We start from the raw sequence: 26,150 nt of genomic DNA, 5'->3' as shown, positions 1-26,150 counted from the left end.
CCCAACCTATTGCATCAAAATCCCTGAACATCAGGCCTTCTCGCGCCCGAAATACAGATCATGCAACGCGCTCAGATCGACCTCCGCCGCCGGTTTGGATAAAAGCACCTTTCCGCCCTGCATCAAATACACATAGTCAGCCACACCCACCGCCCGATGCGTATTTTGCTCAACCAGAACAATCGTGCGACCCAGACTTTTCAGACGTTTCAGGATTTCAAACAGTTCTTGCACCACCACCGGCGCTAATCCCAGCGAAGGTTCGTCGATCAGGATCACGCCGGGTTCCGACATCAGACCGCGTCCCATCGCCAGCATCTGCGCCTCGCCACCGGAAAGCGAACCGGCCAGTTGCGAGCGACGTTCCTTCAGACGCGGAAACATATCGTAGGCCATTTCCAGATTAATCTTGACCTTGGCACGACTGCCTTTGTGAAAAGCGCCCATGATCAGGTTCTCTTCAACCGACATCTCACGAAAAACCATCCGTCCTTCCGGGATCATGGTCATCCCGTGATTGGCCATATCCCAGGTATTGGTGCCCTTAAGCGACTGTCCGTCTAGCCGAATATCGCCCTGACTCACCGGTAAAAGGCCCATAATCGTGCGCAGCAGCGTTGTTTTTCCTGCACCGTTGGGACCGATGATGGTTGTCAACTTTCCCCGTTCTATCTCAAGCGAAACGTCCCACAAAATATTGATGGCGGCATAACCGGCGCGTACCTTTACGATTTCAAGCATTGCTGTCCCCCGTATAACTCTTGATAACCGCTGGATCACGAAACACCTGTTCAGGCGGTCCATTGGCGATCAACTGACCAAAGTTAAGCACACAGACGCGGCTGCACATCGCGCTGATGGTTTCAATATCGTGCTCAACGATCAGAATACCCAGCTTATATTTTTGGTGCAGATCCTTGAGCATGCTCATGAAGCGACGCTTGCCGGTCACTTCCAGTCCGGCCAGCACCTCGTCTAATAGCAACAATCTGGGTTCTGTCGCCAGCGCCTTGGCAACTTCTAGCGCTTTCAGCTCAGTCAATGCAAGTTCCGTGGCGGCGTTGCGGTCTGCCTTGTCCGAAAGATTCAGAAATTCCATGATTTCATCGATCTTGTACGGGTCCACTTTCCCCGTCCCAAAGCGCTGCGCTACCAGTAAATTTTCACGTACTGTCAACTGGTGCATCGGCTGTGGGATTTGAAACGAACGGCCGATACCGCGCCGTGCTCGCTGGTGCAACGGCAGTTTCAATATGTCTTCATTCCCGAATATAATCCGTCCACTGGAAGGACGTACCAAACCGGAAATGGCATTGAATAGCGTGGTCTTTCCCGCGCCATTCGGGCCAACCAATCCGACCACTTCATGCGAGCCGATTTCCATATTCACGGCGTTGACCGCTGTCAGACCGCCGAACCGAATGGTGATATCTTCAAGCTTCAGCATGACTAACCTCCTGAGTTTTGCCCGAGGTAGCAGGCTGTTTGCGCCTTTTGAACTTATCTGCCACAAGAGGAACCAATCCGGTTGGGCTCCATAAGATCATCGCCACCAGCAGGATGCCGAGCACTATTTGATGACCACTGGGCAGCAAACTTTTGAAGATCAACTGATCAATCAGGTATACCGCCGCTGCGCCGACCAAGGGTCCAAAAATAGTACGGTAGCCGCCGAAAATAGCAGCAATGATCGGCACGACGGTCCAACCGGCATCGAAAGCATAATCAGGTGCCAGAAAGTTAATGTAATGGGCATTAAAAGCACCAATCATCCCAGTCATAAAGGCTGACAGCAACAATATCATCGCTTTCAGCAGCGTACTGTTGACGCCCACTACGCGGGTCGCATCTTCCGACTCCTGCATGGCACGCAAGGCCAGACCGTAATAGCTGGCACGCGTGCGGTCATAAATCCAGACGAATACAACCACCAATGTCAGGATCACCAGATAACCGCCGACCTTGCTACCAAAATCAAAACCCAACACATGTGGCAATGGCGGGATGCTGGACAACCCGCCGCTGCCCCCGGTAAGGCTGTCAAACTCAGTGACCAAAATACGAAATATCTGAGCGTAAGCCAGGATGACCAGCGCAAAGTAAGGCCCCTTCAATCGCAACGCTGGCAACATCATCAACGAGGAGAGCGAAGCGCCAACGCCGCCTAGCAGCATGGCCGGGAACACAGGCAGACCGAGCTTGAGGGTCAGCAACGCCGACACATAAGCGCCCACACCAAAAAAAGCCGCCTGACCAAAGCTGACCATGCCACCCAAATTGCCCAGCAAGGCCCACGCCAGCGCGATACCGCCGATGGTGACCGAGGCCACAATCAGGCTCATCAAATAACGATTGGAACCGAACAATAAAGGCACCGCGATATACATGGCCGCTGCCACGACGATTAACATGACTGTGCGCAATTTCATCCGCGTCTTCCTTTCGCGCCGAACAGGCCGTTCGGCATCACAAACAACACCAGCAGAAACAACAACATACTCGTCATTTCCTGCAAAGCTGAGCTGTATAACGTCACCGTCAAAGCCTCGGCAATGCCAATCAGCATACCGCCCAATAGCACGCCTGGAATTGAGCCAGCACCGGCCAATACAGTGATGATGAAGGCCTTCATCGTCAGGTGACTGCCCATCGACGGCTGAATAACCGAAGAACTATAGATCGCGATACCGGCGAAAGACGCCAGCAGCCCCGATACGAGGAAAGAGATCAGTTCTGTCCAGCGCGGATTGACGCCCATCAGTTTGGCGGCATCGCGATTACTCGACACGGCACGCACCGCGCGACCATACCAACTACGCGCCAGCCACCACCAGACCCCGATGATGAGTACCAGACTGATCACGAAGAAGGTGATTTCACTCGTCATGCTGTAAAACGGCCCGAGCGTGACTGGCTGTTGAAACCATGCATCGTTGGTCGAGTGGATATCGGCCTTCCAGATCAGCAATACGGCGTTGGTCAGGATGATCCCGATGCCGTAGGTGAGGATCAGCGAATTTAGCTCACGATCTTTTTCAATCTTGCTGACCAGAAAATACACCATCACCGAGGTCGCGCACACCACCACTATCGCCAGCGGTATCGCGAGTATTGGATTAAGGTGCCAGTTATTCTCTGCCATATAGGCGATGTAAGCTGCCAAAAGGACCAGTTCGCCATGCGCCAGATTAATGATCTTCATGGTACCGAACACCAGCGCCAAACCCAGCGCAATCAGCGCATACGCGCCACCAGCCAGCACCCCGGAATAGAGAGACTGTACAATCAATTCAAACATTTTTACCTCCTTGGTATGGCCTCACACCTTGTGTGAGGTTGGCAAAAAATGCGTCGTGCATGAGGATCACGTCAAATTTCGGTTTGCTTACGCTCACCATGAAACCTTCGGAAAGACCATTTTCCCAGTGGCATACTGGCTCGGCCATACGATGGCGATATCACCATTTTGCTGAAATTGCCCCATATGGGCGCTGTAGCTTGGATTGTCGCCTTTGGCATCGAAGGCGACCGGACCAAGGAGGCTGTCGGCGGTCTTGGTTTTGCGCAGTTCATCAGCGAGGCCGCCCTTTGCCAGCATACCGGTATTGTGCGAACGCAAGATTGCCTCGAATAACAATTGTGCATACACAAACGAGGTTTGCGAATGATAGGTTGATGGCGTGTGGAACAACCGCTGGAACGTCTCAGCAAATTCTTTACTGCTAGGCGTGTCGAATTTGGGTGGCGAGGACAGCACTGTCGCGCCGTACACGTAAGGCATCAGATCAGGAAAGGACGCCGCCATTTTTGGCGTTGCCAGACTCCACGGACCGACGATCGCCTTGAGGTTCGGGCGGATGATGCGCGCTGCACGCAGGATGCCGACGTAATCGGTTTCATAGCCGACCATCGCAATCGCTTCTGATTTGTCCTGCAACTTGACTTTATTCAGGATTGGTTTGAAATCGGTGATTGCTGCGTCGAACGGATGCATGGTCAGCTTTACACCTTTTAACTCAAGCGCTTTTTTTAACTTGTTTGCGAGGTCGGTTGTCGCATCGCGGGTTGAATAAAGTACCGATACGGATTTAATTCCCATGTCGGTGTATAGCCCGACCATTCCAGATGCGTAGCCGCTGGTGTTACTCACGCGGAAAAACTTCTTCAGGCCGCGATTGACCATCTCGTCGCTGGTTCCGCCAGAGGTGATATATACCAGGTCAGCCTTATTGGCCGCATCGGAGGCTGGACCCGCATTGTTGGAATTGGCGCTGCCGGCGATGGCGACTACGCCTTGCGAGGCTAGTTTTTCTACCGCGGCTACTGCTTTGGCTGGAGTTGACTCGTCGTCTACTACTATCAGCTTGATCTTGTTCTTGGGATTTTGGCGGTTGAATACGTCGGCTGCGACTTGTATGCCTTCTGACATTTCGTTGCCAGCTAGGGCTAGCGGACCGGTTAGGGGTAGTTGGACGCCGACCTTAAATTCTTCGGCTTGGGCGTTTGCATGCATGGTGGCGATGCAAATAACTAGGGCCAATGTGGATTTGAATTGCTGCTTCATACTGCTATCTCCAATCTGGTTTTTTTATGTCGGGACTTATGCAGAACCGCTCCACCGGCGTTTGGCTCTCCTTGCTACCTGTGCGTTCAGGGATTGGGGCGGCTTATTCGCTTGATTCTTTGGTCTGGTGGAACACTTAGAGATTGCCTAATCTTGGGGGAAATCGCAATTCATGTTTGGAAAAGGTGGGGTTTAGAAAACACTAAGCGGTTCGGTTCGGTTCGGTTCGGTTCGGTTCGGTTTGTCGATAATTAGAACGGTTGGTGCTCCGTGGATGCTGGTCGGGGGTGGCCCGACAGCCAGTTACTTTTTCTTGCTCCGCCAAGAAAAAGTAACCAAAAAGAAGGCGGCCGCAACTGACGCTGCCCTGCGGGTTCCCAAGCATTTCAGCCGCCAGTCGGGTTGAAAGACCAACTCGCTTCGCTCAAACATGTCTTCCAACAATTCCCGACTGACAGCTGAAATACTTGGCAGCGTCCATGACGGAGTACGTCAAATTCAAATTCAAGAACAACCGCAACGTCAACTGTGGCTGCGCCTGCAAGGTCAAGAGCAACGTCAACTGTGGCTGCGCCTGCAAGGTCAAAGGCAACGTCAACTGTGGCTACGCCTGCAAGGTCAAAAGCAACGTCAACTGTGGCTGCGCCTGCAAGGTCAAGAGCAACGTCAACTGTGGCTGCGCCTGCAAGTTCAAAGGCAACGTCAACTGTGGCTGCGCCTGCAAGGTCAAAAGCAACGTCAACTGTGGCTGAGCCTGCAAGGTCAAGAGCAACGTCAACTGTGGCTGCGCCTGCAAGTTCAAAAGCAACGTCAACTGTGGCTGCGCCTGCAACAGCCACAGCCACAGCCACAGCAATAGCCTTTATAGTTAATGTGATTTAGCTTGCACTATACTCACCTAACAGCGTTGTATGTTAATACACGCTTAGCTGAATTTAATGAGGCTCAACGAGAAATCGTGCCGGACTCAACCAGCATGTCGAGTTGTTCTGGCGTTTTTCCCAGTACTGACCGTAGCACTTCGTCAGTATTCTGACCAAGCGTGGGCGGTGCTGAGCGATAGGTTACTGGTGTTTCAGACAGGCGCAAAGGGCTGGCGATGGCGGGTAGTGTTCCGCCTTCTGGCCGTGGCAGCGCGACTTGTAGTTGTCGGTGTTGAACCTGCGGGTCGGCAAATACTTGGGCGTAGTCGTTGATTGGGCCAACTGGAATGCCGCCTTCTTCCAGTGCCGCTAGCCAGTCTTCCGAACTTCTGGTCAGCATCGCGCGTTCCAACTCCACGATTAATGCTTCGCGATGGGTGATGCGTCCGCTTACTTGATTGAAGCGTGGATCGCTTGCCAAGTCAGCACGTGCCATTACCTTGCACAAGCGCTGCCATTGAGTGTCGTTGCCGGCGGCTACGATAATATGGCCATTCGTGGTCGCGAAGACCTGATACGGGACTAACGCGGGGTGTGCGTTGCCGGAGCGTTTTGGTACTTGGCCGGTCATTACATAATTGTTGGCCTGATTGCCACCGAAGGCGACGATGCAGTCCAGCAGCGCCATGTCGATATATTGTCCGACACCGCTCATGGAGCGTGCGTTGACTGCGGCGAGGATTGCGACGCAGGCGTACATGCCGGTCATGACATCGGTGATCGCCACGCCGACCTTTTGGGGGCCGCCACCGGGCAAGTCATCGCGTTCGCCCGTGATACTCATTAATCCGCCCATGCCCTGAAAGACAAAATCGTAACCGGGGCGATGTGCCGAGGGTCCGCTTTGTCCATAACCAGTGATTGAGCAATAAATGAGACGCGGATTGATCTTGCGCAGATCATCGTAAGCCAGTCCGTAACGCGCCAGATCACCGACTTTATAATTTTCGACCAGCACGTCCGACTCGGCCACCAATTCACGTATCAGGGCCTGACCTGCCGCGCTGGCGATATCGACAGCAATTGACTTTTTGTTGCGATTTGCAGAGGCAAAATAGGTTGAGTCCGTTGTTTCGCTTCCCTCTCCATCCCGAATCCACGGAGGACCCCAATGCCGGGTATCATCGCCCGTGACAGGCCGTTCAACCTTGATTACTTCGGCGCCCAGATCGGCCAGATTTTGCGTACACCAGGGTCCGGCCAGAATCCGAGATAAGTCGAGAACCCTGATATTCGATAGTGCACCTTGCATGTTGACCTTTCAAACACTAGTTGAATACGCTTACCAGGGCACGCCAGGAAATACCATTGGTCCAGTCGCCATTTCCTTTGGCCACACCACGACAATCTTGCCGTTGTTGTGCTGTCCCATACTCGGTAAGAACGCAACATTGTCACCCTTATCATTGAACCGTACTCGCCCGATCAGCGTTTCGCGATCACTTTTGCGTAGTTCCTCGGCGATGCCGCCGGTCTTCATAGTACCCTTGTCGGCGGCGCGTGCGATAGCATCAAACAGTAATTGCGATTGCACGTAACCAAACTGACCCAGATAGTCAGGCTCCGCATTAAATAAGCGTTTATAAGCCGTTCCAAAGGCAACACCTTCCGGCGTTTTGAATGCGGTCGGATACGGCAACAATGCCATACCGAACACGTTAGGCATCAAATCAGGAAAATCTTGCGCCATCTTGACCGTGGCTAACGACCAGATACCCACCATCGCCTTGACGTCCGGCTTGAGGACCTTGGCTGCGCGAAGAATACCGACGTAATCGTTTTCATAGCCGATCATAGCGATCGCCTCGGATTTGTCCTGTAGTTTTACTTTGTTAATAATTGGCTTGAAGTCGGTGATCGCCGGATCGAACGGATGCATCACGACCTTGACACCTGCGGTGGTAAGGCGCGCCTGCATTTTTTTGGCCAGATCGGTCGGCGCCTCCTTGGTGGAACTAATCAGCGAAACCGACTTGACGTTAAGCACGCCGAATAATCCTGCCATTGCCTTTTCATACCCTGGCGTATTATTGATGCGGAAAAAATTCTTTAAGCCACGTCCCGTCAATCCCTCGTCCGTACCGCCCGACGTAATGTAGACCAAACCCGCCTTCTCGGCCGCCACCGAAGCAGGGCCGACCAAATTGGATCCGTAGCCGCTGGTCAGCGCGACCACCTGTTGACTAGCCAGCTTTTCGACCGCCGCCACCGCCTTGGCTGGTTGCGTCTCGTTATCGATGCTAATGATCTTGATCTTGTATTTGCCGTTCTTTGCATTGAACTGATCTGCAGCAGCCATAATGCCCTCCAGCTCCGATTTACCAGCCCTTGCATTTGGACCCGTAAGCGGCAGTTCTGTCCCGACCAGAATCTCCTCGGCAGCGGTGGCCGCGTTAGACAATGCCACGCAGGAAAGTAGCGCAAACGACCCTTTTACTAACGCACCCTTTAAAATGAATTTCATGTCTCTTCCTTTTTTAGTTTTTTTGGTAGTACGTAATGAATATCGGGACCTACGCTAGCATGGCAAGGAAAGCACAGCGCAGCTGGGACGAGTTTGTCTAAGTCCTAAGATGCCTCGACTGCCAGCAATTTTAAACTTTGCTTCAAAAGCTTGCCACTGATAGTAGTAGGAATGACCGCAATTTGAACAATCGCAACCGGCCTTTTATACGGGGATAAACTGGTTTTGAGAAAAGCCTGCAACGCTGCCTGATCAAATTGTCCACTGTCATCCGTCTCTACAAACGCCACCACTTCTTCGTTACAATTCTCAATTGGACGTCCCACCACCGCAGACAACCGGACGCCGGGGAAAGTGTTGATCACTGATTCCACTTCGATGGGATAAACATTGAAACCAGAACAAATGATCAGGTCTTTGGTGCGACCAACGATAAACAATGCACCGTCTGGATCGGTACGACCTATGTCGCCGGTATTAAGCCAACCCCCGGGCAACAATGCTTGCGCTGTCTGTTCGGGAGCGAGGTAATAACCGCGCATGGTGCCGGGACCGCGCACCCATAACTCGCCAGGCACGCCGGGTAACTGATCGACGCCTTGTTCACTCACAATGCGCAACTCTGCGCCGGGTACGATTTCACCGGATGAACAATCGCTACGGGGACGATCAAAGTTGGTGATAAAAAGTGAGCCAGCATATTCCGTCATACCGTAACCGTGGTGCATTGGTAATCCAAAGCAGGCTTCGACATCCCGCTTCAAGGTCGGATCGAGCGGCGCACCGCCAGCGTAGACATATCGCAATTTAGGTGCAGATACTTTGCCACCGGTCGCGTTAATCAGTGTCAACAAACGGGTGAACATGGTCGGAACACCTTGCAGGATCGAGAGACCACCTTCAGCCAATGCCTGCAACGTCCCCTCAGCAGTAAAACGTGGCTGCAAATACAGGCTGGCACCGGCATACATCGTCGCCAGCAACACCGTCGCAAGGCCAAAGATGTGCGAGATCGGCAGCACCGCATGCGCCACGTCACCCTGCACCATGTTGCGCGAAGCACTGGAAAGCTTTGCAAAATGGAGCAAACCTTCGTGACGCATCATTACGCCTTTTGGCGTGCCGGTGGTTCCCGAGGTGTAGATCATCGCCGCGACATCGTTCGCCATCTCCATCGGTTCTGCTAATGCTGCTGGGTTGGCTGTCGTAATGGCGACCATTCCTAGCGGATCAATATCGGCCAAGGTCGCGTGATAGCGCTCGGCATGCGCACGCGCATCGCTGGAAATCGCGCAGGTAAACAACATCACGCGTGGCACACAATGCGCACGGATTACGTCGATTTCGCGCTCTGACAAACGGGCATTGACAATAACCGGCCATGCCTGTAATTCAGAGGCGGCAAACAGCAAGGCGATCTGCGCAGCACAATTTTCACTCACCAGCATGACGCGATCGCCGGACTGAACGCCGCTGTTGCGCAACAATTCAACGGCGGCCTCGACTGCCGCCCACAACACCCCATAACTGACAGTCTGTTTCTGGTCCGGCTCATTGAGTGCGATAGCATCCGGCGACGCCTTTGCCCAATAGCGTGGAATATCACTGATGCGTTTGACATCTTGAAGCGTGGCGTTCATGCAAATCCTCTGAGCGTAAATAACAATGATGGATGCCGATCAATCCGGCAAACGCAACACATTTTTAGCGATGATGTCGCGCTGTATTTCGCTGCTGCCGCCGTAAATGGTGGCGGGTGTTGACGTAAATAGCATCGATACGACATCCAGCTTTAGCCCACCGAAATCGGCCGCGATGGCGCTGCCACCATATTCGTCGGCCGCTTCTACCAACATCATGCAGATTTTTTGATAAGTCTCCGAGCCCCAGATTTTCAGTAAGGAAACGCCGGGCGGCAACGCTTCGCCGCGCTTAACGATATCAGCGAAGTGGGCGTACGCTGCACACAAATCAGCCACATCCAGCTGTAACTCGGTGTACCGTGCCATGAATGCCGAAGCAGCCGGACCCGCAAACAGGCCGCGCGCATCCGCCAGCGCCGTAAGCTGTGCGAGCGCATATTGCGACTGTTTCGGGCTGCCCAAAAAAATCCGCTCAAAACCGAGCAACGCCTTGGCAATTCCCCAACCCTGATTAAGCTCGCCCACCAGATTAGCAAACGGTACCCGCACCTGATCCAGGAATACCTCGCAAAAATCTTCGTGCCCACCAATATCTTTGATTGGACGAATCGTCACGCCAGGCGTATTCAGGTCAATCAGCAAAAAGCTAATCCCAGCCTGCTTCTTCGCCGTTTTATCTGTGCGCACCAATGTAAACATATGGGTGGCGTCCTGCGCCAGCGTCGCCCATGTTTTATTTCCGGTCACGACGAACTCATCGCCGTCGATCAACGCTTCGGTCCGTAGCGATGCCAGATCAGAGCCCGCGCCCGGCTCAGAATAACCTTGGCACCAGACATTCTCTCCGGAAAGTATCTTCGGCAGAAACTGGGTCTGTTGCGCCGCATTGCCGCGCTGTATCAGCAAAGGCCCAATCATGACGATACCCATGTCCGGCGAGCGCGCTACGCCATACTGTTCCTGCTCGTCGACCCACGCCAGCATCTTGTCCGGCGCCAATCCCATACCGCCAAATTTTTTCGGCCATGAAGGTGCGACCCAGCCTTGACGCGACAGCGTCATGTACCAATCCTTCATCTCGTTCCAGTGCATGCGGCTCGGCATATTGCGCAATTGCTCTGGATAATGCTGCGCAAAAAATCCACGCACCAACGCACGGAACTCAGCTTCGGGCATCGCATCCCAATCCGCATCATGCGGAAAGTCACGGATCAGCGAAGGCGCAGCAACCGACTCAACAGCATCGGTAAATCTCGGTTGTAATGCAGAATAACGTTGACGGTTAGCTGACGCATTGCCAAGCCATGCCGACAGATGCAAGGCACGCTTTAAATACAGGCCGATATCGCATTCATCGGTGTATCCCATAGCGCCATGCAACTGAATCGCCATGCGCGTTACCAGCAGCGCAGCGTGTGCGCAACGTGCCTTCACCCGACTTGCTAATATTCCACGCGGCACGTGGCCTTGATCAAGCGCGGTCAATACATCTGCCAGGCAACTAGCCGCCAGTTCGGTCTGCACATAACCATCCACGGCACGGTGCTTAAGCGCCTGAAAACTGCCGATCAACTTACCAAACTGTTGACGTGTGTTTAAATAATCAATGGTGATCGCCAAGGCACGGCGCATGACGCCTAAAAGCTCAGCTCCCTGCGCGATGCGCGCCGCATCGTTTGCAACGGACAAAGCATTGTGGGCTGCGGCACCGGAAGCTAATACGTTTGCGCTGGACAGGTCAACGCCATCCAGCGTCATTTCACACATGACATTGCCGTCCACCCGCACCGCATCTACCAAGCGCAGGCCGGGCGTCGCTGCAGGAATCCAGAACAACTTCAACGTGCCGTCGCAATCTGCCGACACAATCCAGCCGTCAGCATCACTGCCCGGCGTCACAAATAACTTGCGCCCGTTTAGCGAGAAGCCTTCGCCATTCTCGATGGCGCTGGTGAGTGTACTATCTGGATCAAGTTGCCCAAGCCGCTCTTGCCACGCCAGACCAATAATTAGCGCGCCGTCCAATAGCTTCGGTAACAATGTGGCTTTCAGCTCGCTATTGGATATCTGACACAATACGGTGGTGACCTGCACAGCGGCGGCGATGAACGGTTCTGGCAATAATTGTTGACCGCATTCTTCGGCGATAACCGCCACTTCACGCAATCCCAGACCAAGTCCGCCTTCGGCTTCTGGCACCAAAATAGCCAGCCAACCCATGTCGGCCATTTCCCGCCAGACGGCACGATCAACACTCTGCGGGTTGTCGCCCAGAGCGCGCAGGCGCTTAAGTTGATCTTTACGGCTTAAGAAATCACGTGCGCTATCACGAAATGCGTCGAGGGAATCTGTTGTCATGCGTAAAACTCCATATTACGGTAGCTGAATGATCGGGCGATCGGCCGGCGCAGGCTCGACATGCTACGAGCGACTAAAAAACCGCCAGGACCGATGTGCAGATGCGACTCAGCTAGTGTGGGGCCAAGCTGCGCCGGGGTGCAATTTTTATTCGTCGAAGGGGGAGTTTGCCTAGCCTTAACTTGCACGCAACATCGTGCGTGCCAAAATATTGGCTATGGGCAGATAGCCGCAGCGGAGCGCGGTGGCAAAGCTGGTTGCCTGCGCTCCTGATGCAGCTTGTTCACTATTTACGATAGAGAAACGACGGCCTCACCAGTCAGCTTGACAGCACCGTCCAGACTCACCGTCGACAGTTCCAGCCGCACGCGATTTTCTCCATCATGCGTAAATTTCTCAAGCACTTTGCCGCTGCACGTGACGCTTTCAGCGACTTGCGTTACGGCAACAAAGCGTACCTCGTAGCTACGGATCGCCGTTTGCGGCACCCAGTTAGTCAGCAGACGCGCCAGATAAGCCATTGACAGCATGCCATGGGCGAACACGTCGTCCATCCCTGCACGTTTCGCGAAATCCAGATCAACGTGAATCGGATTATGGTCACCCGATGCGCCCGCATACAACGCCAGCGTGTGGCGTGAGATCGGTTCGGTAGTAAATGGCGGGATCGCGTCACCAACCGCTAATGCCTCAAATGAAGGATATGTCATGATCGTTCTCCTATGTGTTGCGAACGACGGTGGTTTTGCGTAGTTCGGCCACCAGTGCACCGTCCTGATTGGTCACACGGGTATCGATCACTACAAAATCGAGCGCCCCGCCCTTCTTGTCGTAGATATCGATAATCTGCCCCTGAAAGCTGAGGCGGTCACCGGCAAACGCCATCTGGTGATACACGAAGCTCTGACCGCCATGTAACACCTTGCCCCAATCGATGCCCAGCAGATCACGCACTTCCGCGGGATTAGGAGCGGACATCTCAAGACAGAACAGAAAAGTCGGCGGCAGCGGCACGGTCGGATAACCCGCCTTCTGCGCCACTAAGATATAGGTATAAATCGGATCTTGCTGACCGATGGCCTTGGCAAAAAAGCGCAGCCGCTCTACATTCGCTTCTGCACTGAATCCGGTCAATTTGTGACCTATGTAGTTCTTATCGAGCATGATGCTGACCTTTAAAAAAAGAGAGAACGATGCCCTGAAATAGTCGCATTAAAGTGGTGTCACTATGAGTGATGCCTGAGGATTCTTGCGAATGCTGGCGGATGACGCTCACAGGCCCCAATCGATAAGGATAAGCGCTGACATGCGTTATCCTTTGTTCTCAACGGCATCTCTGGCGCTGTGCGTGAGCACCAAAATATCGCTTTCGCCTTCTTGTACGATCACGTTTTTTTGATTGATCAGGCGAAACTGCCGTCCTACGCGGCCGCTATTCCCCCTTTTCCCCACTTCCAGTTCGATTATTTTCAGTTCCAGATGCACCGTATCGCCGACCAGTAACGGTGCCATAAAATTCCAGTGTCGCAAGTTGAGCATGGCGAGCGCCGATTTTCCGAAAATACCCAATTCGTGCAGCATGCCGGTGCAGATGGCAATGCCCAGTACCCCATGTACGACGCGCTCACCATAACGGGTTTCCTTGGCAAATTCTGCATCGGCATGGATAGGGTTCCAGTCGCCTGACATCATGGAAAAGAAAGTCAAATCCGTTTCAGTGATGGTTCTGCCGCTGCTTTTGAACGTCTGATCAATCTTAAAATCTTCAAAAAAAAGTGATCGCATGAAAAAAATCTCCAGTTATTTTGAGGTCGTCCTGCTTGAAGCAGGTGAATAGGCGCAAGTAATCAAGCTTGGGGATGCGTCAAGCCTGTGCAATCCTTTGAAGAGCCATTTCGCGTAATTTTGCGCGTTGTATCTTGATGCCGTTAGGGCTTTGTGTGGTGGGAAATTCGTCGACCATCCAGATACGTGCTGGCACCTTAAAGCCCGCCATGCTGGCCGCTGCTGTGGCAATCATCTCGCTTTCTTGCAGCACCTGATTGGGCAGTGCGATCACAAACGCCACACTACGAATCTGACGCGCGATATCTACGGCGACCACCTGCACATCGGCGACACCGGGCATGGCTTTCAAGACATCTTCAATTTCAACCGGGCTCACCAGATAGCCACCCAAACGAATCGCATCACCCAGTCGGGTCTGATACACAAAAGAGCCGTCTTCCCGCAATAGGCCAACATCACCAGTGCGGAAAAAACCATCCTTGTCGATTGCTTTTTCGGTCGCTTCCAGATTATCCAGATAACCTGCAAAATTGGTCTGTGCACGAATCTCAATCACTCCACTGACACCCGCCGGTAACAACTCACCAGTATCCACGTCGCGAATGCGGATTTCAGCGTCATGGCTAGCTGGTACGCCGCCGCCTTCAATCCTTTGCGTAATCGGCAACGTCGCGGACTGCAAAGAAAATAGTGCCTGCACTTCGCTCGATCCGTACAGTCCGGTCATCGGAATCCGACGCCGCCAGGACTCTTGGGCGAACTCGCTCAGGCCCGGCTGAAAGCTGGCAAAACCGAACACGCGTGCCGTTGGAAAAGGATCGTACCCGCCCCGCTGATCAACCAGCCGACGATACATTTCGTCACTACCGAATACATGGGTGACCTTGTGCTGATTAATCAACTGTGCTGCCGACTCTGCATCAAAGGTATCCATGATCACCACCGGTATACCAGCTGAAAATGCTGCAAATGCTGCATTAAATCCATATACGCCACAAAATGGCAGCGCACCCAAAAGGCGTGCACCGGCATCCTCAAAGCCATACGCTTTTGCCGCACGCTGGCTATGCAGGGCAATAGAGCGCTGCAAATGCATGACCAACTTGGGCTGGCTGGTGGTCCCGGAGGTTGTGAACAGAATACTTAGTGCGTCCTCAGAGCCACGATCCGGCACCGTAGCATCCGGCAATCTGTCAAGATGGAAACCGACTGTCGGTTTGCCGAGAACACTGGTTGGCATGCCCTCATCCGCATCGACTACCGCCACGCAGGTGAGCATGCTGGCGGCTGCATGATTAACGTCACGTAAGATAGCTGGAAAGTCGATTTTACGAAAATTTAGCTGAAGCACCAGCATCTTTGCTTGCGAGCGCTCAAGAATGTACTCCAACTCGTGCGAACGATAGCGGGTATTGACTGTGACCAGCGACGCTCCGAGTCGGGCTAATCCAAAGTATAAAGTCAGCCATTCAATCCGATTAACAAGCCACACCGCCACCCGGTCGCCCGGCCCGATACCCTGATCGGATAACCACGCCGCAGTATTGTTGCAAAGGCGATCGAATTCACCATAAGACGTTTCGTGATCACCATCGATAAAGGCAATCTGATCGGGGTGCTGCCTCGCTTGACGCGATAATAATTCTGAAATAGTCAGCAAAGAGGACATATCAATAAAGCTCCATCAATTTGGCGTTGTCAGACAATTCTTCCGGCAGCGCCTCTCTAATAATGGCACCCGACTTCATGACGATCACGCGGTCAGAAATTTTCAGTGCCTCTTTGACGTTCTGTTCCACCAGCAGAATCGACATACCAGTCTGCTCATGCAATTCGCGAATCGGTCGTAACAGATCCTGAAACAGTTTTGGCGCAAGGCCAATCGATGGTTCATCCATCAAAAGACAACGCGGTTTGCTGAGCAGCGCCCGTCCAATCGATACCATCTGCTGTTGCCCGCCGGACAGTGTCCCCGCCGGACGATCATAGAAAGTCCGCAACAGCGGCAATACCGACATCACCCATTCAAGTCGATCACTGCGCTCGTTCTGCGGAACGCCTGCCGCCCACAAACCCATCTTTAAAGTTTCGGCGACCGTTAAACCGGGAAAGATGCCACGGCCTTCCGGCATCAGAGAAATACCGGACGCGGTCAGCGCGCGCGGTTCGGAGACTGGCAACGGCTTGCCATCCAGAAACATCTGTCCGCCTTGATGGGGAATCAACCCAAACAATGTTTTGAGTAAGGTCGATTTTCCGGCCCCGTTATGACCGATCAGACAAAGCACTTCATTGGAGCGCAGTTCGATATTCACGCCATCGAGAACCGGCCGACCGCCATAACCAACTATCAGTCCTTCGGTCTTAAATATAGGGTTGGTCATGCTGCTTTTTCTCCGAAGTAAATCGCTGCCAGATGCGGATCATTCAAAACGCTCTTCGGCTCCCCATCGGCTAGCAACTTGCCTTGATCTAAAAACGCAATACGATCCGAAATGCCGATCACGATGTCCAGATTATGCTCAATGATGCATACCGTGACACCTTTGCGGACTTCATTACGCAGCAATTCAAGGAACAGTTCATATGAGCCACGATCAAGCCCCGATGCAGGCTCATCCAGTAGCCAGATTTTGGCATCGGTCGCCATGATGCGGGCCATGCTAAGAAATTTACGCTCGGCATACGCTAAATCAATCGCCCGTACATGGGCTTTTTTCGTCAGACGCGTTGCCGCCAGAATTTCGATCACCCGGTCGCGTCGCGCCTTACGTGCAGCCGCGCCGCCCGGTTGCCAGAACCATGAAATTGGCTCCATCACGGTGAGAATATTTTCTTCAACAGTCATGTGATCGAAGAGTCGCAGGTCCTGAAAGGTGCGGGCAATCCCAAGACGTCCGATCTGCCAATGCGACTTGCCGACAATCGACTGCCCGTTCCAGAGAATATCGCCAGATTCAGGCGTCAAATGACCGGTAATCAGATTGAATAACGTGGTCTTGCCAGCGCCATTTGGCCCAACCAACGTCGTCACAATGCCAGCACGCAGAGCCAGTGAGACGTCATCGGTGACTTTTAGCCCGCCAAAACTTTTGTTCAGATGCCGAATTTCCAGCAAAACCTGCCCTGTGGATGCCGTCATTTTGCACTCCTTGCGCGCGCGCCCACAATGCCGCCGGGACGAAATATCATCAGCAACACCATTGCGACGCCATAGGCGATTTGCTGAATGGAGCCGATTTCGGTCTGTGGCAGAAACGACATATAACTGAACAGGCTTGGCAACAGCATCAACAACGCAGCGCCGACGATTGGCCCCAATAGTGTGCCGGTACCGCCGATAATCACCATCGCCATCAGCAATACCGAAGTATCCAGCGTGAAGCTTTCGACGTTGATGAACCCTAAATAAAATGCATACAACGCGCCCGCCACCGCCGCTAGCGATGAGGACAACATCACGGACAGGGTTTTGATGGCAGCACCATTTTTGCCGAATGCATATGAAGCGGACTCGCTGTCACGTATCGCCTTGAGGTTGCGACCAAAACTGGACCGCAACAAAATACTGGTGATGCCAATGACCATGAGCAGACAAACGACGGTCAGGAGCAAAAATTGCATCGGATCAACGACCGCATGACCGAACAACTCAACCGGTGGAATCCCGATCACGCCGCCGATACCGCCGGTCACAGATTTCCATTCCGAAAACACCGTCACGCCCAATACCTGCAACCCGAGCGACGCAGCGACAAAATACTCACCACGTACCCGCAATGCGGGCAATGCCAAAATCAGTGACATCAGCGCTGCCGCTATCATCGCCGCCGGGACCGCCAAAAATAACGCTGCGCTAACATGAATCGCAAAATAGGCGGCGGTGTAAGCACCGATACCAAAAAAAATCGCATGGGCAATCGAAAAAATTCCCGCATATCCCATGATGAAATTGAGTGTAATCGCGAGCACTGCATTGATACAAATCAGCGTCGCAAGATTAAGACTGTAAGCTAACATTTATCAGCACCTTACGATGTAATTGCGCGACCGAAAAAGCCCGAGGGACGGAACAGAATGAACAGAAACAGCACGATGAACGTGACCGCCTCGCTCCATTGCGGTTCGAAATAAACCAGTGCCAGATTTTCTGCCAAGCCGAGTAACAGTCCAGCGCACGCCGCGCCGCGCAGGCTACCGACCCCGCCCACAATGGTGGCAGCAAGGCTGATGAGCATCACGTGATGGCCGATGGCAGGATTAAGACCCGAACTGGCACCGCTGATAATCGCCGCCGGAACCACCATCAAAGAGCCGAGCGCAAATACGATGGTCGACAAGCGACGTGGGCTTAATCCATAAGTCCGTACCAGCTCAGGATTTTCAGATAAGGCACGCAAAGCCATACCGACATGGGTACGCATGAGGAAATATTGCAATCCACCAAAAATCACGATCGCACAAATGATGGTGATGCCCGATAGCGGCGATACAAACAGGCCAGACGCGATCTCGATACTGCGGCTAAGCGGCGTGCTGATCGATACAAAACTACGTCCAAAAATGATACCGATCACATTTTGAACCACGATACCGACGCCGAACGAAGCCACGAACAAGGTGAAAAACGAGCCTTCATGACGCTGAATGGGTGCATATACAAACCGATCCAGCAAAATCCCAAACAGCACCGCCGCAAAGATGGCGCCGCCTAGCGCCACAATCCAATGACTCTGCACCACCGAATACAAATCATAAAATACGTAGGCTGCAATGGTGAACGCCGAGCCGTGCGCAAAATGAAATATCTTGGTTGAGCCAAAAATCAGCGAGAAGCCAACAGCAATGAGTGCATACAATGCACCCACCTGTAGACCGTTAATCAAAAGCTGTAATATCAGCATGACTGCGATCCTTTTCTGTTACTTGACCGCAACTACGCCGACAGTTTTGCCGCCTTTGCCATCGACTTCATTAATCTGCATTGGGGTGATCACCGTACCGTTTTCGTTAATGGTGACCTTGCCGCCGACCAGATCGAAGGTTTTGGTTTCGATACGTTGGGCTAACAAATTCTCGCCGGTGATCGGCTTGCCTTTTAGATGTAATTGCTGTCCCAGCAATGCAAACAGGCGCACTGCGTTGTAATAGTTGGCAATATAGGCAGTTGGCATCTTGCCGTATTTTTTCTTGTAGTCCTCAACAAAGCGCTTGGTGACAGGATCGTTTGAAGCCCAATCAATCTTTTGCGTGGTGTACAAAGAACCGAGCGCTTCTGGCTGTGCATTGATTTCAGGCACCGAAAATGCGCTGTAACTGGCCAGTTGCTGTTTGATTCCGTTGTCGCGGAACTGTTTGATTATCTGTAACTGCTGCGAACCGTACGACGCGATATACACCACGTCAGGATTGGCGGCGCGCACACGGGCAGCGATGCCGCTGAACTGCTGCGCAGAGGCAGGAACCGAAAGTGATTCCATGAGTTGTCCACCGGCGGCCGTCAAGGTCGCCTCCATCTCCTTACGAATCGATTGCCCTAATGGGTCGTCGACATATACGAGGACGAAACGTTTTAGATGACGTTCGTTGATAAGGAACGGCGTCATCGCCTGAACTTCAAAGTTTGCTAACGGGATCGTGTTCCAGAAATAAGGACCCAATTCCGCCAGATCAGGACCGACCCCACCGCCATTAACAGCGACCGTCTTAGTGCGCGAGGCAATGGTCGAAATCGCTTTGGATACGCCAGTAAATGCAGAAAGAACGTAAGGGACTTTCTGTACGTTGACCAATTTGTTCATACCGATGACTCCTTGCTGCGGAAGTCCCTGACTGTCCTCATATTGAATCGCTAGTTTGCCGCCAAGCATATTGTCCGCATTGATATGGGATACGGCTAAATTGGCACCTGAACTAAAAATATCGCCGTAGGATGCATTCAAGCCACTCATTGGAAACAAAGCGCCAATCGTCACGTCTTGTGCCTGCACTGTCGCGGATGCCGAAGATAATGCTAAGGCTAAAACCGCCACCTTCAAGCCGACCGTAAAAATTCGTCCAAAAATGCGCATGTCTATCTCCTGGTTTAGTTTGAATCGCACCACCTTTAGCACGATTAAGCTTCATTATTATGATTTTATGTTGTCAGTTTTTGCGCAAGCCTGCCGTTTTTCACCGCACTTCAGCGTCAATCTTTTGAGAAGTCATGATGAATTTTTGCGAAGCCCGCGTTGCATAATCCTGTATTTCAAAAATATCATAGAGCAATACAAGCGCCTCCGGATTCGCTTTTTCCAAAGTGGGCATTCGCATTTCCTTAATCCGATAACGTTTTTATTTTTAGATGTAGCCGACATCGCAGCGATAAAAATTGCGGGAGAACTGCTTGCCGTGTAACGCGGTTAGCTGTGACAATCGGGGAAATCAGCCAATAACTCAGGAATAATGTGGTAACAATGCCGCAATAAGTCGACAACCAGCTGGGAAGTAACGAGCCAAAGGTCGGCCAAACATTCGCCCCAATATTGGTATCGTTGCATTTTGGAAAACAAGAAAGATTGATATGAAAAATCCCGTCGTGCTGGATTTTGCAAGCTTGACCGACATGACAAAAATGTCCGGAAAGTCCCAAATGTCTGTTAACGCCACCATACCCTGCCAATGTCGACCAGAAAATGTTGTCGATTGGAAAACTGTGCCGCCATCGCTCGACGAGGCACTGTTTGAAGTGGTCGGGACGCTATTTGAAGATCCTTATGTCGAACCCACGTTTGTCGAATTTCATCCGGCCGGCACGCGTTATGAATCGCCGGACGCGCCAATCGCACCACGGTTTTTCCCTTACAACCGCTGCAATGTGACGCGCTGCCTTACATGCGGCCGCTTCTATTTACGTTATACCGAGGCGGGAGGCTATTTTGTCGATCATCGGATTCGGCTCATGTCGGCGGATCTGCTGATTGATGCGGCGTTACCGGACTAAACCACGGCGTTATGTTTCTTTTTACGCCGAATGGCACCATCCTCGGATGGCGCTCCGTGGTGTTAGCCTAGTGGTGTGATGCGCACCTGGAGTGCAGTCACTTCCTCTTGCGCTTTTTTAAGAATATCTTGGGCCACTTCCAAGACTTCTTGCACGGTTGTTTTCGGCAGTCCGTCTTGCTGGCTGTCAAACGCCATTGAAAGGGTGGCGAGGATCGCAGAGGTACGGCAATGTAGTAACGTGAGATTGTCGACTATATGGATATTTTTTACGGTGCTTGCTTGAGCGTGTGTTGGCATTTTGGTTTTCTTGGATATTGTTTAATCCGCTCCCGCGACTAAACGGGTGGGCGGCAAATAGCCGGGTTAGTCGACCGATATCCAAAGCAATCGGCAGGCCGAAGCCTCCCAACCATTGCCGCCCCAAGAAGGCGCAACAAGGCATACGCACGAAAAAAAACGGCATTGCGCCGTCTGTGCGCTTTGGATAATTCAGGCGACTAAACCCGATTCCCTTCTTTTTCAGGGATTTTTTGAGTATCTAATAGTTTTGATGAACATGCAAGCGTGTGTTAGGCCAAAGTAGTAATGACCTATCGAGCAGAATAGTAATGAGCCAATTAATGGCAGACAAGCTGCCGCAAAGCACGAATTTACGCACGCGCCAAACCGCTTCGCCAGCATCTATAGAAACATCTAGTCGGCTAATCCGGCGCAACTTGGGCTAATTTGCTTTCCTAGACGATTTTAAGAGGTCGTCTGCTCGATACCCTTAAAGTTAGCGATCCTCACTGTACCGTCGGGGAAGCGGGCAACGATCTCCAATTCTCCGCCCATCGCTTCAATATGACTGCGCAACGTGGAGATATACATGTCAGTGCGGCGCTCCATTTTAGAAATGCTGGCCTGATCAACGTGCAGCACGCCAGCAAGCGTTTTCTGCGACAAACCACGCGCACGGCGCAATTCTGCAAGAGGAAGTTCCGCCACAAGTTGACGGTAGATCGCATCGGAACGCGCACGCGACTCCGGCGACATCTTACTTTCAAGCTCCGAAAATTTCCTAGTCATCAATCAGCCCTTCCTTTCTAAGTAATTCCAAATGCTCGCCATACAATCGATCGGCAATCGGCACATTATCGTGATACCAGCGGTTGCCGGTCTTGTCGCCACCCAACAATAGGATTACGGATCGGCGAGGGTCAAAAGCAAATAGCAATCGATATGGCCGACCAGCATGTTGGACACGAAGCTCGCGCATGTGGCTATGCCGTGATCCATTGACTCCACTCGAATGCGGAAATCGGAGACTGGGTCCATAGTCTCCGAGCAGCCTCACACTTGCCCGAACGGAAGCTTGCTCATCATCGCGAAGTCCATCCCACCACGCTCCAAACTCATTGTAAATTCGATTTCCCATGTCATGCCAAAAGTATGCCCTTCAGTGAATATGCCGTCAAGTGCATATTCCGCAACTAACCGCATCGGCAGCTCCATAAAATTATTCAATAGAGAGATATTTACGTTATTCACGCTTCAATCGCCCCACTTGCAAATCTTCCTGATTTATCATACATTTCAGTAATTACTGAAAATTCAAAAATCTAAACTCTCCTTTACTTAACTTTATGCCATTGAACTCTACAGATTTGGGCGCAAGCGAACTCACGCCGCTGACACCTCTCACGTCACGTTTCATTTCCCATTTTGGTGAGATGGGCAGTCGTTGGGGTATTAACCGGACAGTTGGCCAGATATATGCGCTACTTTATGTTCTTGGCCAGCCATTGAATGCCGATCAAATTGGCGACTATCTTTCATTTTCTCGCTCAAATGTCAGCATGGGATTGAAAGAATTGCAATCCTGGCGGCTGGTGAAGTTGTTGCATCGACCAGGTGACCGGCGTGAGTATTTTGAGCCGCCGAAAGATATTTGGGATATTTTTAAGGCCTTGCTAGAAGAGCGTCGTCGCCGCGAGATTGAGCCGACTCTCTCGATGCTGCGCGATGCGTTGCTAGAAAATCCATCATCGGCATCCGATAAAGAAGCCCAAAAAAGAATGCGCGAGATGTATGATTTGATTGAGTTATCAAGCTCGTGGTTTGATGATGTGCAACGGCTATCGCCGGAAACACTGGCATCCCTGATGAAAATGGGATCAAAAGTGGGCAAGTTGCTCGATGTGCGAGATAAGTTTCGCCTTTCGCCCACCGCAAAAAAAACCAAGTTAGACAAGGTGGCAGAACAGGAAAAAGGAAAGATCACTTCTCCTGACATTCACAGGAAAGAATAGAGATGGCCTCTTTTATTTTTCAAAAACGTTGGTCTCGATTACCGCTCGCGGTTGAAATCACAATAATTGTGATCATCAAATTAGCGCTTCTGTTTGTTCTGTGGAAGCTTTTTTTCTCAGAGCCGCAAACCAAAAAAATGCGCATGCCAACCGCTCTGGTGGAGCAACATTTTTTGACCAATCGCCCTGCTTCGACACTCCCACCAGCTACCAAGCTGACAGCGCCGACAGACGTGACGCAAGCTATGCCGCCAGCGCAGTCATCATCCAACTCTGTTTCAAACTCACCCTCTCCCACATCCGAGGCGCCTCATGATTCCCATTGATGAAGTAGTCAATCTATCGCGGCTGCAGTTTGCTGCCACTGCGATGTTCCATTTCTTGTTCGTCCCTCTTACTCTCGGCCTCGCCTGGATTCTGGTGATTATGGAGTCGGTCTATGTGATGACTGGTAGTCCGATCTATAAAGACATGACCCGCTTTTGGGGCAAATTATTCGGCATTAACTTTGCGATGGGAATCGCCACCGGTATCACGCTCGAATTCCAGTTTGGGACCAACTGGTCCTACTATTCACACTACGTAGGTGACATTTTCGGCACGCCTTTGGCGCTTGAAGGCATGATGGCGTTCTTCCTTGAATCGACTTTCGTCGGCTTGTTTTTCTTCGGCTGGGATCGTCTATCAAGGGTCCAGCATCTGTTCATCACTTTTTTGGTGGCGCTGGGTTCAAGCCTTTCAGCCCTATGGATTTTGATCGCCAATGGATGGATGAATAATCCGGTTGGCGCGGAATTCAATTACGCCACTATGCGGATGGAACTGACCAGTATCATTGATGTGATATTCAATCCGGTGGCGCAGGTCAAGTTTGTGCACACGCTCTCAGCCGGTTATGTTGCCGCATCGATGTTTGTGTTGGGCATCTCTTCTTTCTATCTACTAAGAGGTCGTGACACCGCATTTGCACTGCGCTCATTTGCGATTGCTGCGGGTTTCGGTCTGGCCGCAACTTTATCGGTTATCGTCCTCGGTGACGAATCAGGTTATACCGCAGGTGAAGTCAACAAAGTCAAAATGGCGGCGATGGAAGCCGAGTGGCATACCGAACCAGCACCGGCGGGGATCACGGTCTTTGGTTGGCCCAATGAGAAGGAACAGCGTACTGATTACGCAGTCAAAATTCCCTACGTGTTGGGTCTGATTGGCACCCGTTCGGTCGACAAACAAATTACCGGCATTATTGATTTAAAAAAGGAACATGAAGTCCGCATCCGTAACGGCATGCTGGCTTACGCTGCGCTGACGCGGCTTAAATCCGGCGACAAATCACCAGAAGCCATTGCAGCATTTGATAAGCTCAAAAATGATCTGGGTTTTGGTCTGCTGCTGAAAAAATATACGCCAGCCGTGGTGGATGCAACGCCCGAACAAATTGCGATGGCGGTCAACGACACCTTTCCTAAAATCGCGCCGATGTTCTGGTCATTCCGTTTGATGGTCGCGCTCGGCATCCTGTTCCTGTTTATTTTTTCTACATCGTTCTATTTTCTGATACGGAAAAAACTTGCCCAACAACGCTGGCTGTTGCGACTGGCAATGTACAGTATTCCACTGCCTTGGGTCGCGATTGAACTGGGCTGGCTGTTGGCTGAATACGGCCGTCAACCGTGGACCATTTCGGGTATTTTACCCACACATTTATCGGCCTCGACCCTGCAACCTTCGAGCTTGTATTTCAGTCTGGCTGGCTTCCTGCTGTTCTACAGTTTCTTGTTCGTGATCGAAATGATCCTGATGGTGAAATACGCACGACGCGGCCCAAGTAGTCTGCACACGGGCAAATATCATTGGGAGATTCTGGAAAAAATCCAATCGAACACCGCCGTAAAAAATACTGACCGTGACCCTAAACTGGTCATTGAAGGGAAAACGCCATGATTTTCGACTATGAAACATTAAAAATTATTTGGTGGGGTTTTGTCGGTGTGCTATTGGTCGGGTTCGCCTTGACCGGCGGTTTTGACTTTGGCGTCGGTATCATGCTGCCGTTTATCGGCAAGACCGATACCGAACGGCGGGTTGTCATCAACTCTATCGGCAGCACTTGGGAAGGCAATCAAACCTGGTTCATCACCGCTGGCGGCGCGTTGTTCGCAGTATGGCCACTGGTCTACGGAGCGGCTTTTTCCGGATTTTATGTCGCCCTCATGTTATTACTATTTTCCTTATTTTTCCGGCCCGTTGGATTCGACTATCGGAGCAAAATCGCCGATCCGCGCTGGCGCAACTTTTGGGATTGGGGTCTGTTTGCTGGCGGATTAGTGCCCGCACTGATTTTTGGGGTTGCTTTCGGCAATCTATTATTGGGCGTCCCCTTTCATTACGACGACACCATGCGGGTCGAATATATTGGCGGCTTCTTTGGATTACTCAATCCATTTGGCCTATTGTCAGGCGTTCTCAGCATCGCCATGCTGGTCATGCACGGCGCTGGTTTTTTGCAGACTAAAACGGAAGACGTGATCGCACTGCGCGCAAGCAAAATTGCTATCGGCGCAGCTTTGGTCACTATCGTACTGTTCGTCATCGGCGGCTTTTGGATCGCCACCGGCATCCATGGCTATCGCATCACCGCCATGCCAGATGCCAACAGCGCGTTCATGCCAACCGCCAAAACCGTTGTTACAGCTGCGGGTGCCTGGATGGACAACTATACAAAATGGCCGGTAATCTGGGCGTTTCCTGTCATTGCTGTCGTCGCGGCACTCTTGTGCATAATATGTAGTCTAGCTCGAAAGGCATTGCCAGCATTTCTATCGAGCGGTGTCGCGGTGACGTGTATTATTTTAACGGCCGGCACAGCGATGTTTCCATTTGTTATGCCCTCCTCACTCGATCCCGGCAGCAGCTTGACGGTCTGGGATGCAGTTTCAAGTTATAAGACGCTGGGCATTATGTTTTGGGTCGTCGTCATCATGCTGCCGATCATCATTCTATACACCAGTTGGGTATATCGCATCATGCGCGGCAAGGTGACCATTCAGGATATTCACGATAACGAACATACTGCTTATTAATATTGATTGCTAACGTTGGTTACTAACATTCCTTACTCCTATGATTAAAATAGGA

29 protein-coding genes are annotated in these 26,150 nt (G+C 51.9%); 7 read left to right on the top strand and 22 right to left on the bottom strand.

Annotated elements, in window-relative coordinates:
* Positions 1-30: 30 nt before the first annotated feature.
* The 5 genes from RGU75_RS17490 to RGU75_RS17470 form a co-directional block, all read right to left on the bottom strand.
* A complete protein-coding gene (locus RGU75_RS17490; RefSeq protein ID WP_322238132.1) occupies positions 31-741 on the bottom strand; it encodes an ABC transporter ATP-binding protein in 711 nt (236 codons plus the stop codon).
* Complete coding sequence (locus RGU75_RS17485; RefSeq protein ID WP_322238130.1) at positions 734-1,447, bottom strand: ABC transporter ATP-binding protein; 714 nt, start codon at positions 1,445-1,447, stop codon at positions 734-736. The genes RGU75_RS17490 and RGU75_RS17485 overlap by 8 nt, the downstream gene beginning before the upstream one ends.
* Positions 1,434-2,429, bottom strand: a complete 996-nt coding sequence (locus RGU75_RS17480) for a branched-chain amino acid ABC transporter permease (protein ID WP_322238128.1) — start codon at positions 2,427-2,429, stop codon at positions 1,434-1,436. The genes RGU75_RS17485 and RGU75_RS17480 overlap by 14 nt, the downstream gene beginning before the upstream one ends.
* Positions 2,426-3,298 carry a branched-chain amino acid ABC transporter permease gene (locus tag RGU75_RS17475; RefSeq protein ID WP_322238126.1) on the bottom strand — a complete coding sequence of 291 codons (873 nt, stop codon included), beginning with the start codon at positions 3,296-3,298 and terminating at the stop codon, positions 2,426-2,428. The genes RGU75_RS17480 and RGU75_RS17475 overlap by 4 nt, the downstream gene beginning before the upstream one ends.
* 93 nt (positions 3,299-3,391) lie before the next feature.
* The gene (locus RGU75_RS17470; protein ID WP_322238124.1) at positions 3,392-4,564 is read right to left on the bottom strand and encodes an ABC transporter substrate-binding protein; all 1,173 of its coding nucleotides are present in this window, start codon (positions 4,562-4,564) and stop codon (positions 3,392-3,394) included.
* A 430-nt stretch (positions 4,565-4,994) separates the two neighbouring features.
* Here RGU75_RS17470 and RGU75_RS17465 point away from each other — a divergent pair, with 430 nt between their 5' ends.
* On the top strand, positions 4,995-5,423 hold the full coding sequence (locus tag RGU75_RS17465) for a hypothetical protein (protein WP_322238122.1): 429 nt from the start codon (positions 4,995-4,997) through the stop codon (positions 5,421-5,423).
* A gap of 86 nt (positions 5,424-5,509) precedes the next feature.
* On the opposite strand, the gene RGU75_RS17460 is transcribed toward RGU75_RS17465, so the two are convergent.
* The 13 genes from RGU75_RS17460 to RGU75_RS17400 form a co-directional block, all read right to left on the bottom strand.
* Positions 5,510-6,739 (bottom strand): CoA transferase, encoded by a 1,230-nt coding sequence (locus tag RGU75_RS17460; RefSeq protein ID WP_322238120.1) that lies wholly within the window; start codon positions 6,737-6,739, stop codon positions 5,510-5,512.
* A 30-nt stretch (positions 6,740-6,769) separates the two neighbouring features.
* Positions 6,770-7,951, bottom strand: a complete 1,182-nt coding sequence (locus RGU75_RS17455) for an ABC transporter substrate-binding protein (protein WP_322238118.1) — start codon at positions 7,949-7,951, stop codon at positions 6,770-6,772.
* Positions 7,952-8,055: 104 nt separating this feature from the next.
* Positions 8,056-9,591: a class I adenylate-forming enzyme family protein gene (locus tag RGU75_RS17450; protein WP_322238116.1), complete on the bottom strand. Its 1,536-nt coding sequence runs from the start codon at positions 9,589-9,591 to the stop codon at positions 8,056-8,058.
* A 39-nt stretch (positions 9,592-9,630) separates the two neighbouring features.
* Positions 9,631-11,952: an acyl-CoA dehydrogenase gene (locus RGU75_RS17445; RefSeq protein ID WP_322238114.1), complete on the bottom strand. Its 2,322-nt coding sequence runs from the start codon at positions 11,950-11,952 to the stop codon at positions 9,631-9,633.
* A 290-nt stretch (positions 11,953-12,242) separates the two neighbouring features.
* Entirely contained in the window at positions 12,243-12,662 is a 420-nt protein-coding gene (locus RGU75_RS17440; protein ID WP_322238112.1) for a MaoC family dehydratase, read from the bottom strand.
* A 10-nt stretch (positions 12,663-12,672) separates the two neighbouring features.
* Entirely contained in the window at positions 12,673-13,116 is a 444-nt protein-coding gene (locus tag RGU75_RS17435) for a MaoC family dehydratase N-terminal domain-containing protein (RefSeq protein ID WP_322238110.1), read from the bottom strand.
* Between the two features lie 147 nt (positions 13,117-13,263).
* On the bottom strand, positions 13,264-13,737 hold the full coding sequence (locus RGU75_RS17430; RefSeq protein WP_322238108.1) for a MaoC/PaaZ C-terminal domain-containing protein: 474 nt from the start codon (positions 13,735-13,737) through the stop codon (positions 13,264-13,266).
* A 79-nt stretch (positions 13,738-13,816) separates the two neighbouring features.
* The gene (locus RGU75_RS17425; RefSeq protein WP_322238106.1) at positions 13,817-15,409 is read right to left on the bottom strand and encodes an AMP-binding protein; all 1,593 of its coding nucleotides are present in this window, start codon (positions 15,407-15,409) and stop codon (positions 13,817-13,819) included.
* A 1-nt stretch (position 15,410) separates the two neighbouring features.
* Positions 15,411-16,124 (bottom strand): ABC transporter ATP-binding protein, encoded by a 714-nt coding sequence (locus RGU75_RS17420; RefSeq protein WP_322238104.1) that lies wholly within the window; start codon positions 16,122-16,124, stop codon positions 15,411-15,413.
* Positions 16,121-16,882: an ABC transporter ATP-binding protein gene (locus RGU75_RS17415; RefSeq protein ID WP_322238102.1), complete on the bottom strand. Its 762-nt coding sequence runs from the start codon at positions 16,880-16,882 to the stop codon at positions 16,121-16,123. The genes RGU75_RS17420 and RGU75_RS17415 overlap by 4 nt, the downstream gene beginning before the upstream one ends.
* Positions 16,879-17,760, bottom strand: a complete 882-nt coding sequence (locus RGU75_RS17410) for a branched-chain amino acid ABC transporter permease (RefSeq protein WP_322238100.1) — start codon at positions 17,758-17,760, stop codon at positions 16,879-16,881. The genes RGU75_RS17415 and RGU75_RS17410 overlap by 4 nt, the downstream gene beginning before the upstream one ends.
* 11 nt (positions 17,761-17,771) lie before the next feature.
* Positions 17,772-18,644, bottom strand: a complete 873-nt coding sequence (locus RGU75_RS17405) for a branched-chain amino acid ABC transporter permease (RefSeq protein ID WP_322238099.1) — start codon at positions 18,642-18,644, stop codon at positions 17,772-17,774.
* Between the two features lie 18 nt (positions 18,645-18,662).
* Positions 18,663-19,811 carry an ABC transporter substrate-binding protein gene (locus RGU75_RS17400; protein ID WP_322238097.1) on the bottom strand — a complete coding sequence of 383 codons (1,149 nt, stop codon included), beginning with the start codon at positions 19,809-19,811 and terminating at the stop codon, positions 18,663-18,665.
* Here RGU75_RS17400 and RGU75_RS17395 point away from each other — a divergent pair.
* Both RGU75_RS17395 and RGU75_RS17390 read left to right on the top strand, forming a co-directional pair.
* Positions 19,810-20,136 carry a hypothetical protein gene (locus RGU75_RS17395; protein ID WP_322238095.1) on the top strand — a complete coding sequence of 109 codons (327 nt, stop codon included), beginning with the start codon at positions 19,810-19,812 and terminating at the stop codon, positions 20,134-20,136. The two genes, RGU75_RS17400 and RGU75_RS17395, sit on opposite strands and share 2 nt — an antisense overlap.
* A gap of 166 nt (positions 20,137-20,302) precedes the next feature.
* The gene (locus RGU75_RS17390) at positions 20,303-20,722 is read left to right on the top strand and encodes a hypothetical protein (RefSeq protein ID WP_322238093.1); all 420 of its coding nucleotides are present in this window, start codon (positions 20,303-20,305) and stop codon (positions 20,720-20,722) included.
* A 62-nt stretch (positions 20,723-20,784) separates the two neighbouring features.
* Here RGU75_RS17390 and RGU75_RS17385 read toward each other — a convergent pair whose 3' ends face one another.
* The 4 genes from RGU75_RS17385 to RGU75_RS17370 form a co-directional block, all read right to left on the bottom strand.
* Positions 20,785-21,021 carry a hypothetical protein gene (locus RGU75_RS17385; protein ID WP_322238091.1) on the bottom strand — a complete coding sequence of 79 codons (237 nt, stop codon included), beginning with the start codon at positions 21,019-21,021 and terminating at the stop codon, positions 20,785-20,787.
* Positions 21,022-21,468: 447 nt separating this feature from the next.
* Positions 21,469-21,792, bottom strand: a complete 324-nt coding sequence (locus RGU75_RS17380; protein WP_322238089.1) for an XRE family transcriptional regulator — start codon at positions 21,790-21,792, stop codon at positions 21,469-21,471.
* A complete protein-coding gene (locus RGU75_RS17375) occupies positions 21,785-22,141 on the bottom strand; it encodes a type II toxin-antitoxin system RelE/ParE family toxin (RefSeq protein ID WP_322238087.1) in 357 nt (118 codons plus the stop codon). Before RGU75_RS17375 ends, RGU75_RS17380 begins: the two co-directional genes overlap by 8 nt.
* Positions 22,057-22,254, bottom strand: coding sequence for a hypothetical protein (locus RGU75_RS17370; protein ID WP_322240775.1), 198 nt, complete (start codon positions 22,252-22,254; stop codon positions 22,057-22,059). Before RGU75_RS17370 ends, RGU75_RS17375 begins: the two co-directional genes overlap by 85 nt.
* A 95-nt stretch (positions 22,255-22,349) precedes the next feature.
* On the opposite strand from RGU75_RS17370, the gene RGU75_RS17365 reads away from it, so the two are divergent.
* Genes RGU75_RS17365 through cydB form a run of 4 tightly spaced genes read left to right on the top strand, consistent with a single transcriptional unit; the run spans position 22,350 to position 26,095 of the window.
* Positions 22,350-23,015: a GbsR/MarR family transcriptional regulator gene (locus RGU75_RS17365; protein WP_322238085.1), complete on the top strand. Its 666-nt coding sequence runs from the start codon at positions 22,350-22,352 to the stop codon at positions 23,013-23,015.
* 2 nt (positions 23,016-23,017) lie between these two features.
* Positions 23,018-23,341, top strand: coding sequence for a cytochrome oxidase putative small subunit CydP (gene cydP / locus RGU75_RS17360; RefSeq protein ID WP_322238083.1), 324 nt, complete (start codon positions 23,018-23,020; stop codon positions 23,339-23,341).
* On the top strand, positions 23,328-24,956 hold the full coding sequence (locus tag RGU75_RS17355; RefSeq protein WP_322238081.1) for a cytochrome ubiquinol oxidase subunit I: 1,629 nt from the start codon (positions 23,328-23,330) through the stop codon (positions 24,954-24,956). The genes cydP and RGU75_RS17355 overlap by 14 nt, the downstream gene beginning before the upstream one ends.
* Positions 24,953-26,095, top strand: a complete 1,143-nt coding sequence (gene cydB / locus RGU75_RS17350) for a cytochrome d ubiquinol oxidase subunit II (RefSeq protein ID WP_322238079.1) — start codon at positions 24,953-24,955, stop codon at positions 26,093-26,095. Before RGU75_RS17355 ends, cydB begins: the two co-directional genes overlap by 4 nt.
* Positions 26,096-26,150: the final 55 nt, after the last annotated feature.

Source organism: Glaciimonas sp. CA11.2 (assembly GCF_034314045.1).
Lineage (GTDB): Bacteria > Pseudomonadota > Gammaproteobacteria > Burkholderiales > Burkholderiaceae_D > Glaciimonas.
Note: the sequence above shows the minus strand (reverse complement) of the source record. Positions and strands in the feature narration are given on the sequence as shown.

What these genes read in the sequence shown, in the direction of transcription:
- RGU75_RS17430 (WP_322238108.1), bottom strand. Translation starts at nt 13,737, where the DNA reads ATGCGATCACTTTTTTTTGAAGATTTTAAGATTGATCAGACGTTCAAA.
- RGU75_RS17455 (WP_322238118.1), bottom strand. Translation starts at nt 7,951, where the DNA reads ATGAAATTCATTTTAAAGGGTGCGTTAGTAAAAGGGTCGTTTGCGCTA.
- RGU75_RS17480 (WP_322238128.1), bottom strand. Translation starts at nt 2,429, where the DNA reads ATGAAATTGCGCACAGTCATGTTAATCGTCGTGGCAGCGGCCATGTAT.
- RGU75_RS17490 (WP_322238132.1), bottom strand. Translation starts at nt 741, where the DNA reads ATGCTTGAAATCGTAAAGGTACGCGCCGGTTATGCCGCCATCAATATT.
- RGU75_RS17385 (WP_322238091.1), bottom strand. Translation starts at nt 21,021, where the DNA reads ATGCCAACACACGCTCAAGCAAGCACCGTAAAAAATATCCATATAGTC.
- RGU75_RS17435 (WP_322238110.1), bottom strand. Translation starts at nt 13,116, where the DNA reads ATGCTCGATAAGAACTACATAGGTCACAAATTGACCGGATTCAGTGCA.
- RGU75_RS17400 (WP_322238097.1), bottom strand. Translation starts at nt 19,811, where the DNA reads ATGCGCATTTTTGGACGAATTTTTACGGTCGGCTTGAAGGTGGCGGTT.
- RGU75_RS17445 (WP_322238114.1), bottom strand. Translation starts at nt 11,952, where the DNA reads ATGACAACAGATTCCCTCGACGCATTTCGTGATAGCGCACGTGATTTC.
- RGU75_RS17380 (WP_322238089.1), bottom strand. Translation starts at nt 21,792, where the DNA reads ATGACTAGGAAATTTTCGGAGCTTGAAAGTAAGATGTCGCCGGAGTCG.
- RGU75_RS17355 (WP_322238081.1), top strand. Translation starts at nt 23,328, where the DNA reads ATGATTCCCATTGATGAAGTAGTCAATCTATCGCGGCTGCAGTTTGCT.
- RGU75_RS17420 (WP_322238104.1), bottom strand. Translation starts at nt 16,124, where the DNA reads ATGACCAACCCTATATTTAAGACCGAAGGACTGATAGTTGGTTATGGC.
- RGU75_RS17460 (WP_322238120.1), bottom strand. Translation starts at nt 6,739, where the DNA reads ATGCAAGGTGCACTATCGAATATCAGGGTTCTCGACTTATCTCGGATT.
- RGU75_RS17390 (WP_322238093.1), top strand. Translation starts at nt 20,303, where the DNA reads ATGAAAAATCCCGTCGTGCTGGATTTTGCAAGCTTGACCGACATGACA.
- RGU75_RS17485 (WP_322238130.1), bottom strand. Translation starts at nt 1,447, where the DNA reads ATGCTGAAGCTTGAAGATATCACCATTCGGTTCGGCGGTCTGACAGCG.
- RGU75_RS17470 (WP_322238124.1), bottom strand. Translation starts at nt 4,564, where the DNA reads ATGAAGCAGCAATTCAAATCCACATTGGCCCTAGTTATTTGCATCGCC.
- RGU75_RS17410 (WP_322238100.1), bottom strand. Translation starts at nt 17,760, where the DNA reads ATGTTAGCTTACAGTCTTAATCTTGCGACGCTGATTTGTATCAATGCA.
- RGU75_RS17450 (WP_322238116.1), bottom strand. Translation starts at nt 9,591, where the DNA reads ATGAACGCCACGCTTCAAGATGTCAAACGCATCAGTGATATTCCACGC.
- RGU75_RS17475 (WP_322238126.1), bottom strand. Translation starts at nt 3,298, where the DNA reads ATGTTTGAATTGATTGTACAGTCTCTCTATTCCGGGGTGCTGGCTGGT.
- RGU75_RS17365 (WP_322238085.1), top strand. Translation starts at nt 22,350, where the DNA reads ATGCCATTGAACTCTACAGATTTGGGCGCAAGCGAACTCACGCCGCTG.
- RGU75_RS17440 (WP_322238112.1), bottom strand. Translation starts at nt 12,662, where the DNA reads ATGACATATCCTTCATTTGAGGCATTAGCGGTTGGTGACGCGATCCCG.
- cydB (WP_322238079.1), top strand. Translation starts at nt 24,953, where the DNA reads ATGATTTTCGACTATGAAACATTAAAAATTATTTGGTGGGGTTTTGTC.
- cydP (WP_322238083.1), top strand. Translation starts at nt 23,018, where the DNA reads ATGGCCTCTTTTATTTTTCAAAAACGTTGGTCTCGATTACCGCTCGCG.
- RGU75_RS17375 (WP_322238087.1), bottom strand. Translation starts at nt 22,141, where the DNA reads ATGGGAAATCGAATTTACAATGAGTTTGGAGCGTGGTGGGATGGACTT.
- RGU75_RS17465 (WP_322238122.1), top strand. Translation starts at nt 4,995, where the DNA reads ATGTCTTCCAACAATTCCCGACTGACAGCTGAAATACTTGGCAGCGTC.
- RGU75_RS17395 (WP_322238095.1), top strand. Translation starts at nt 19,810, where the DNA reads ATGTCTATCTCCTGGTTTAGTTTGAATCGCACCACCTTTAGCACGATT.
- RGU75_RS17405 (WP_322238099.1), bottom strand. Translation starts at nt 18,644, where the DNA reads ATGCTGATATTACAGCTTTTGATTAACGGTCTACAGGTGGGTGCATTG.
- RGU75_RS17425 (WP_322238106.1), bottom strand. Translation starts at nt 15,409, where the DNA reads ATGTCCTCTTTGCTGACTATTTCAGAATTATTATCGCGTCAAGCGAGG.
- RGU75_RS17415 (WP_322238102.1), bottom strand. Translation starts at nt 16,882, where the DNA reads ATGACGGCATCCACAGGGCAGGTTTTGCTGGAAATTCGGCATCTGAAC.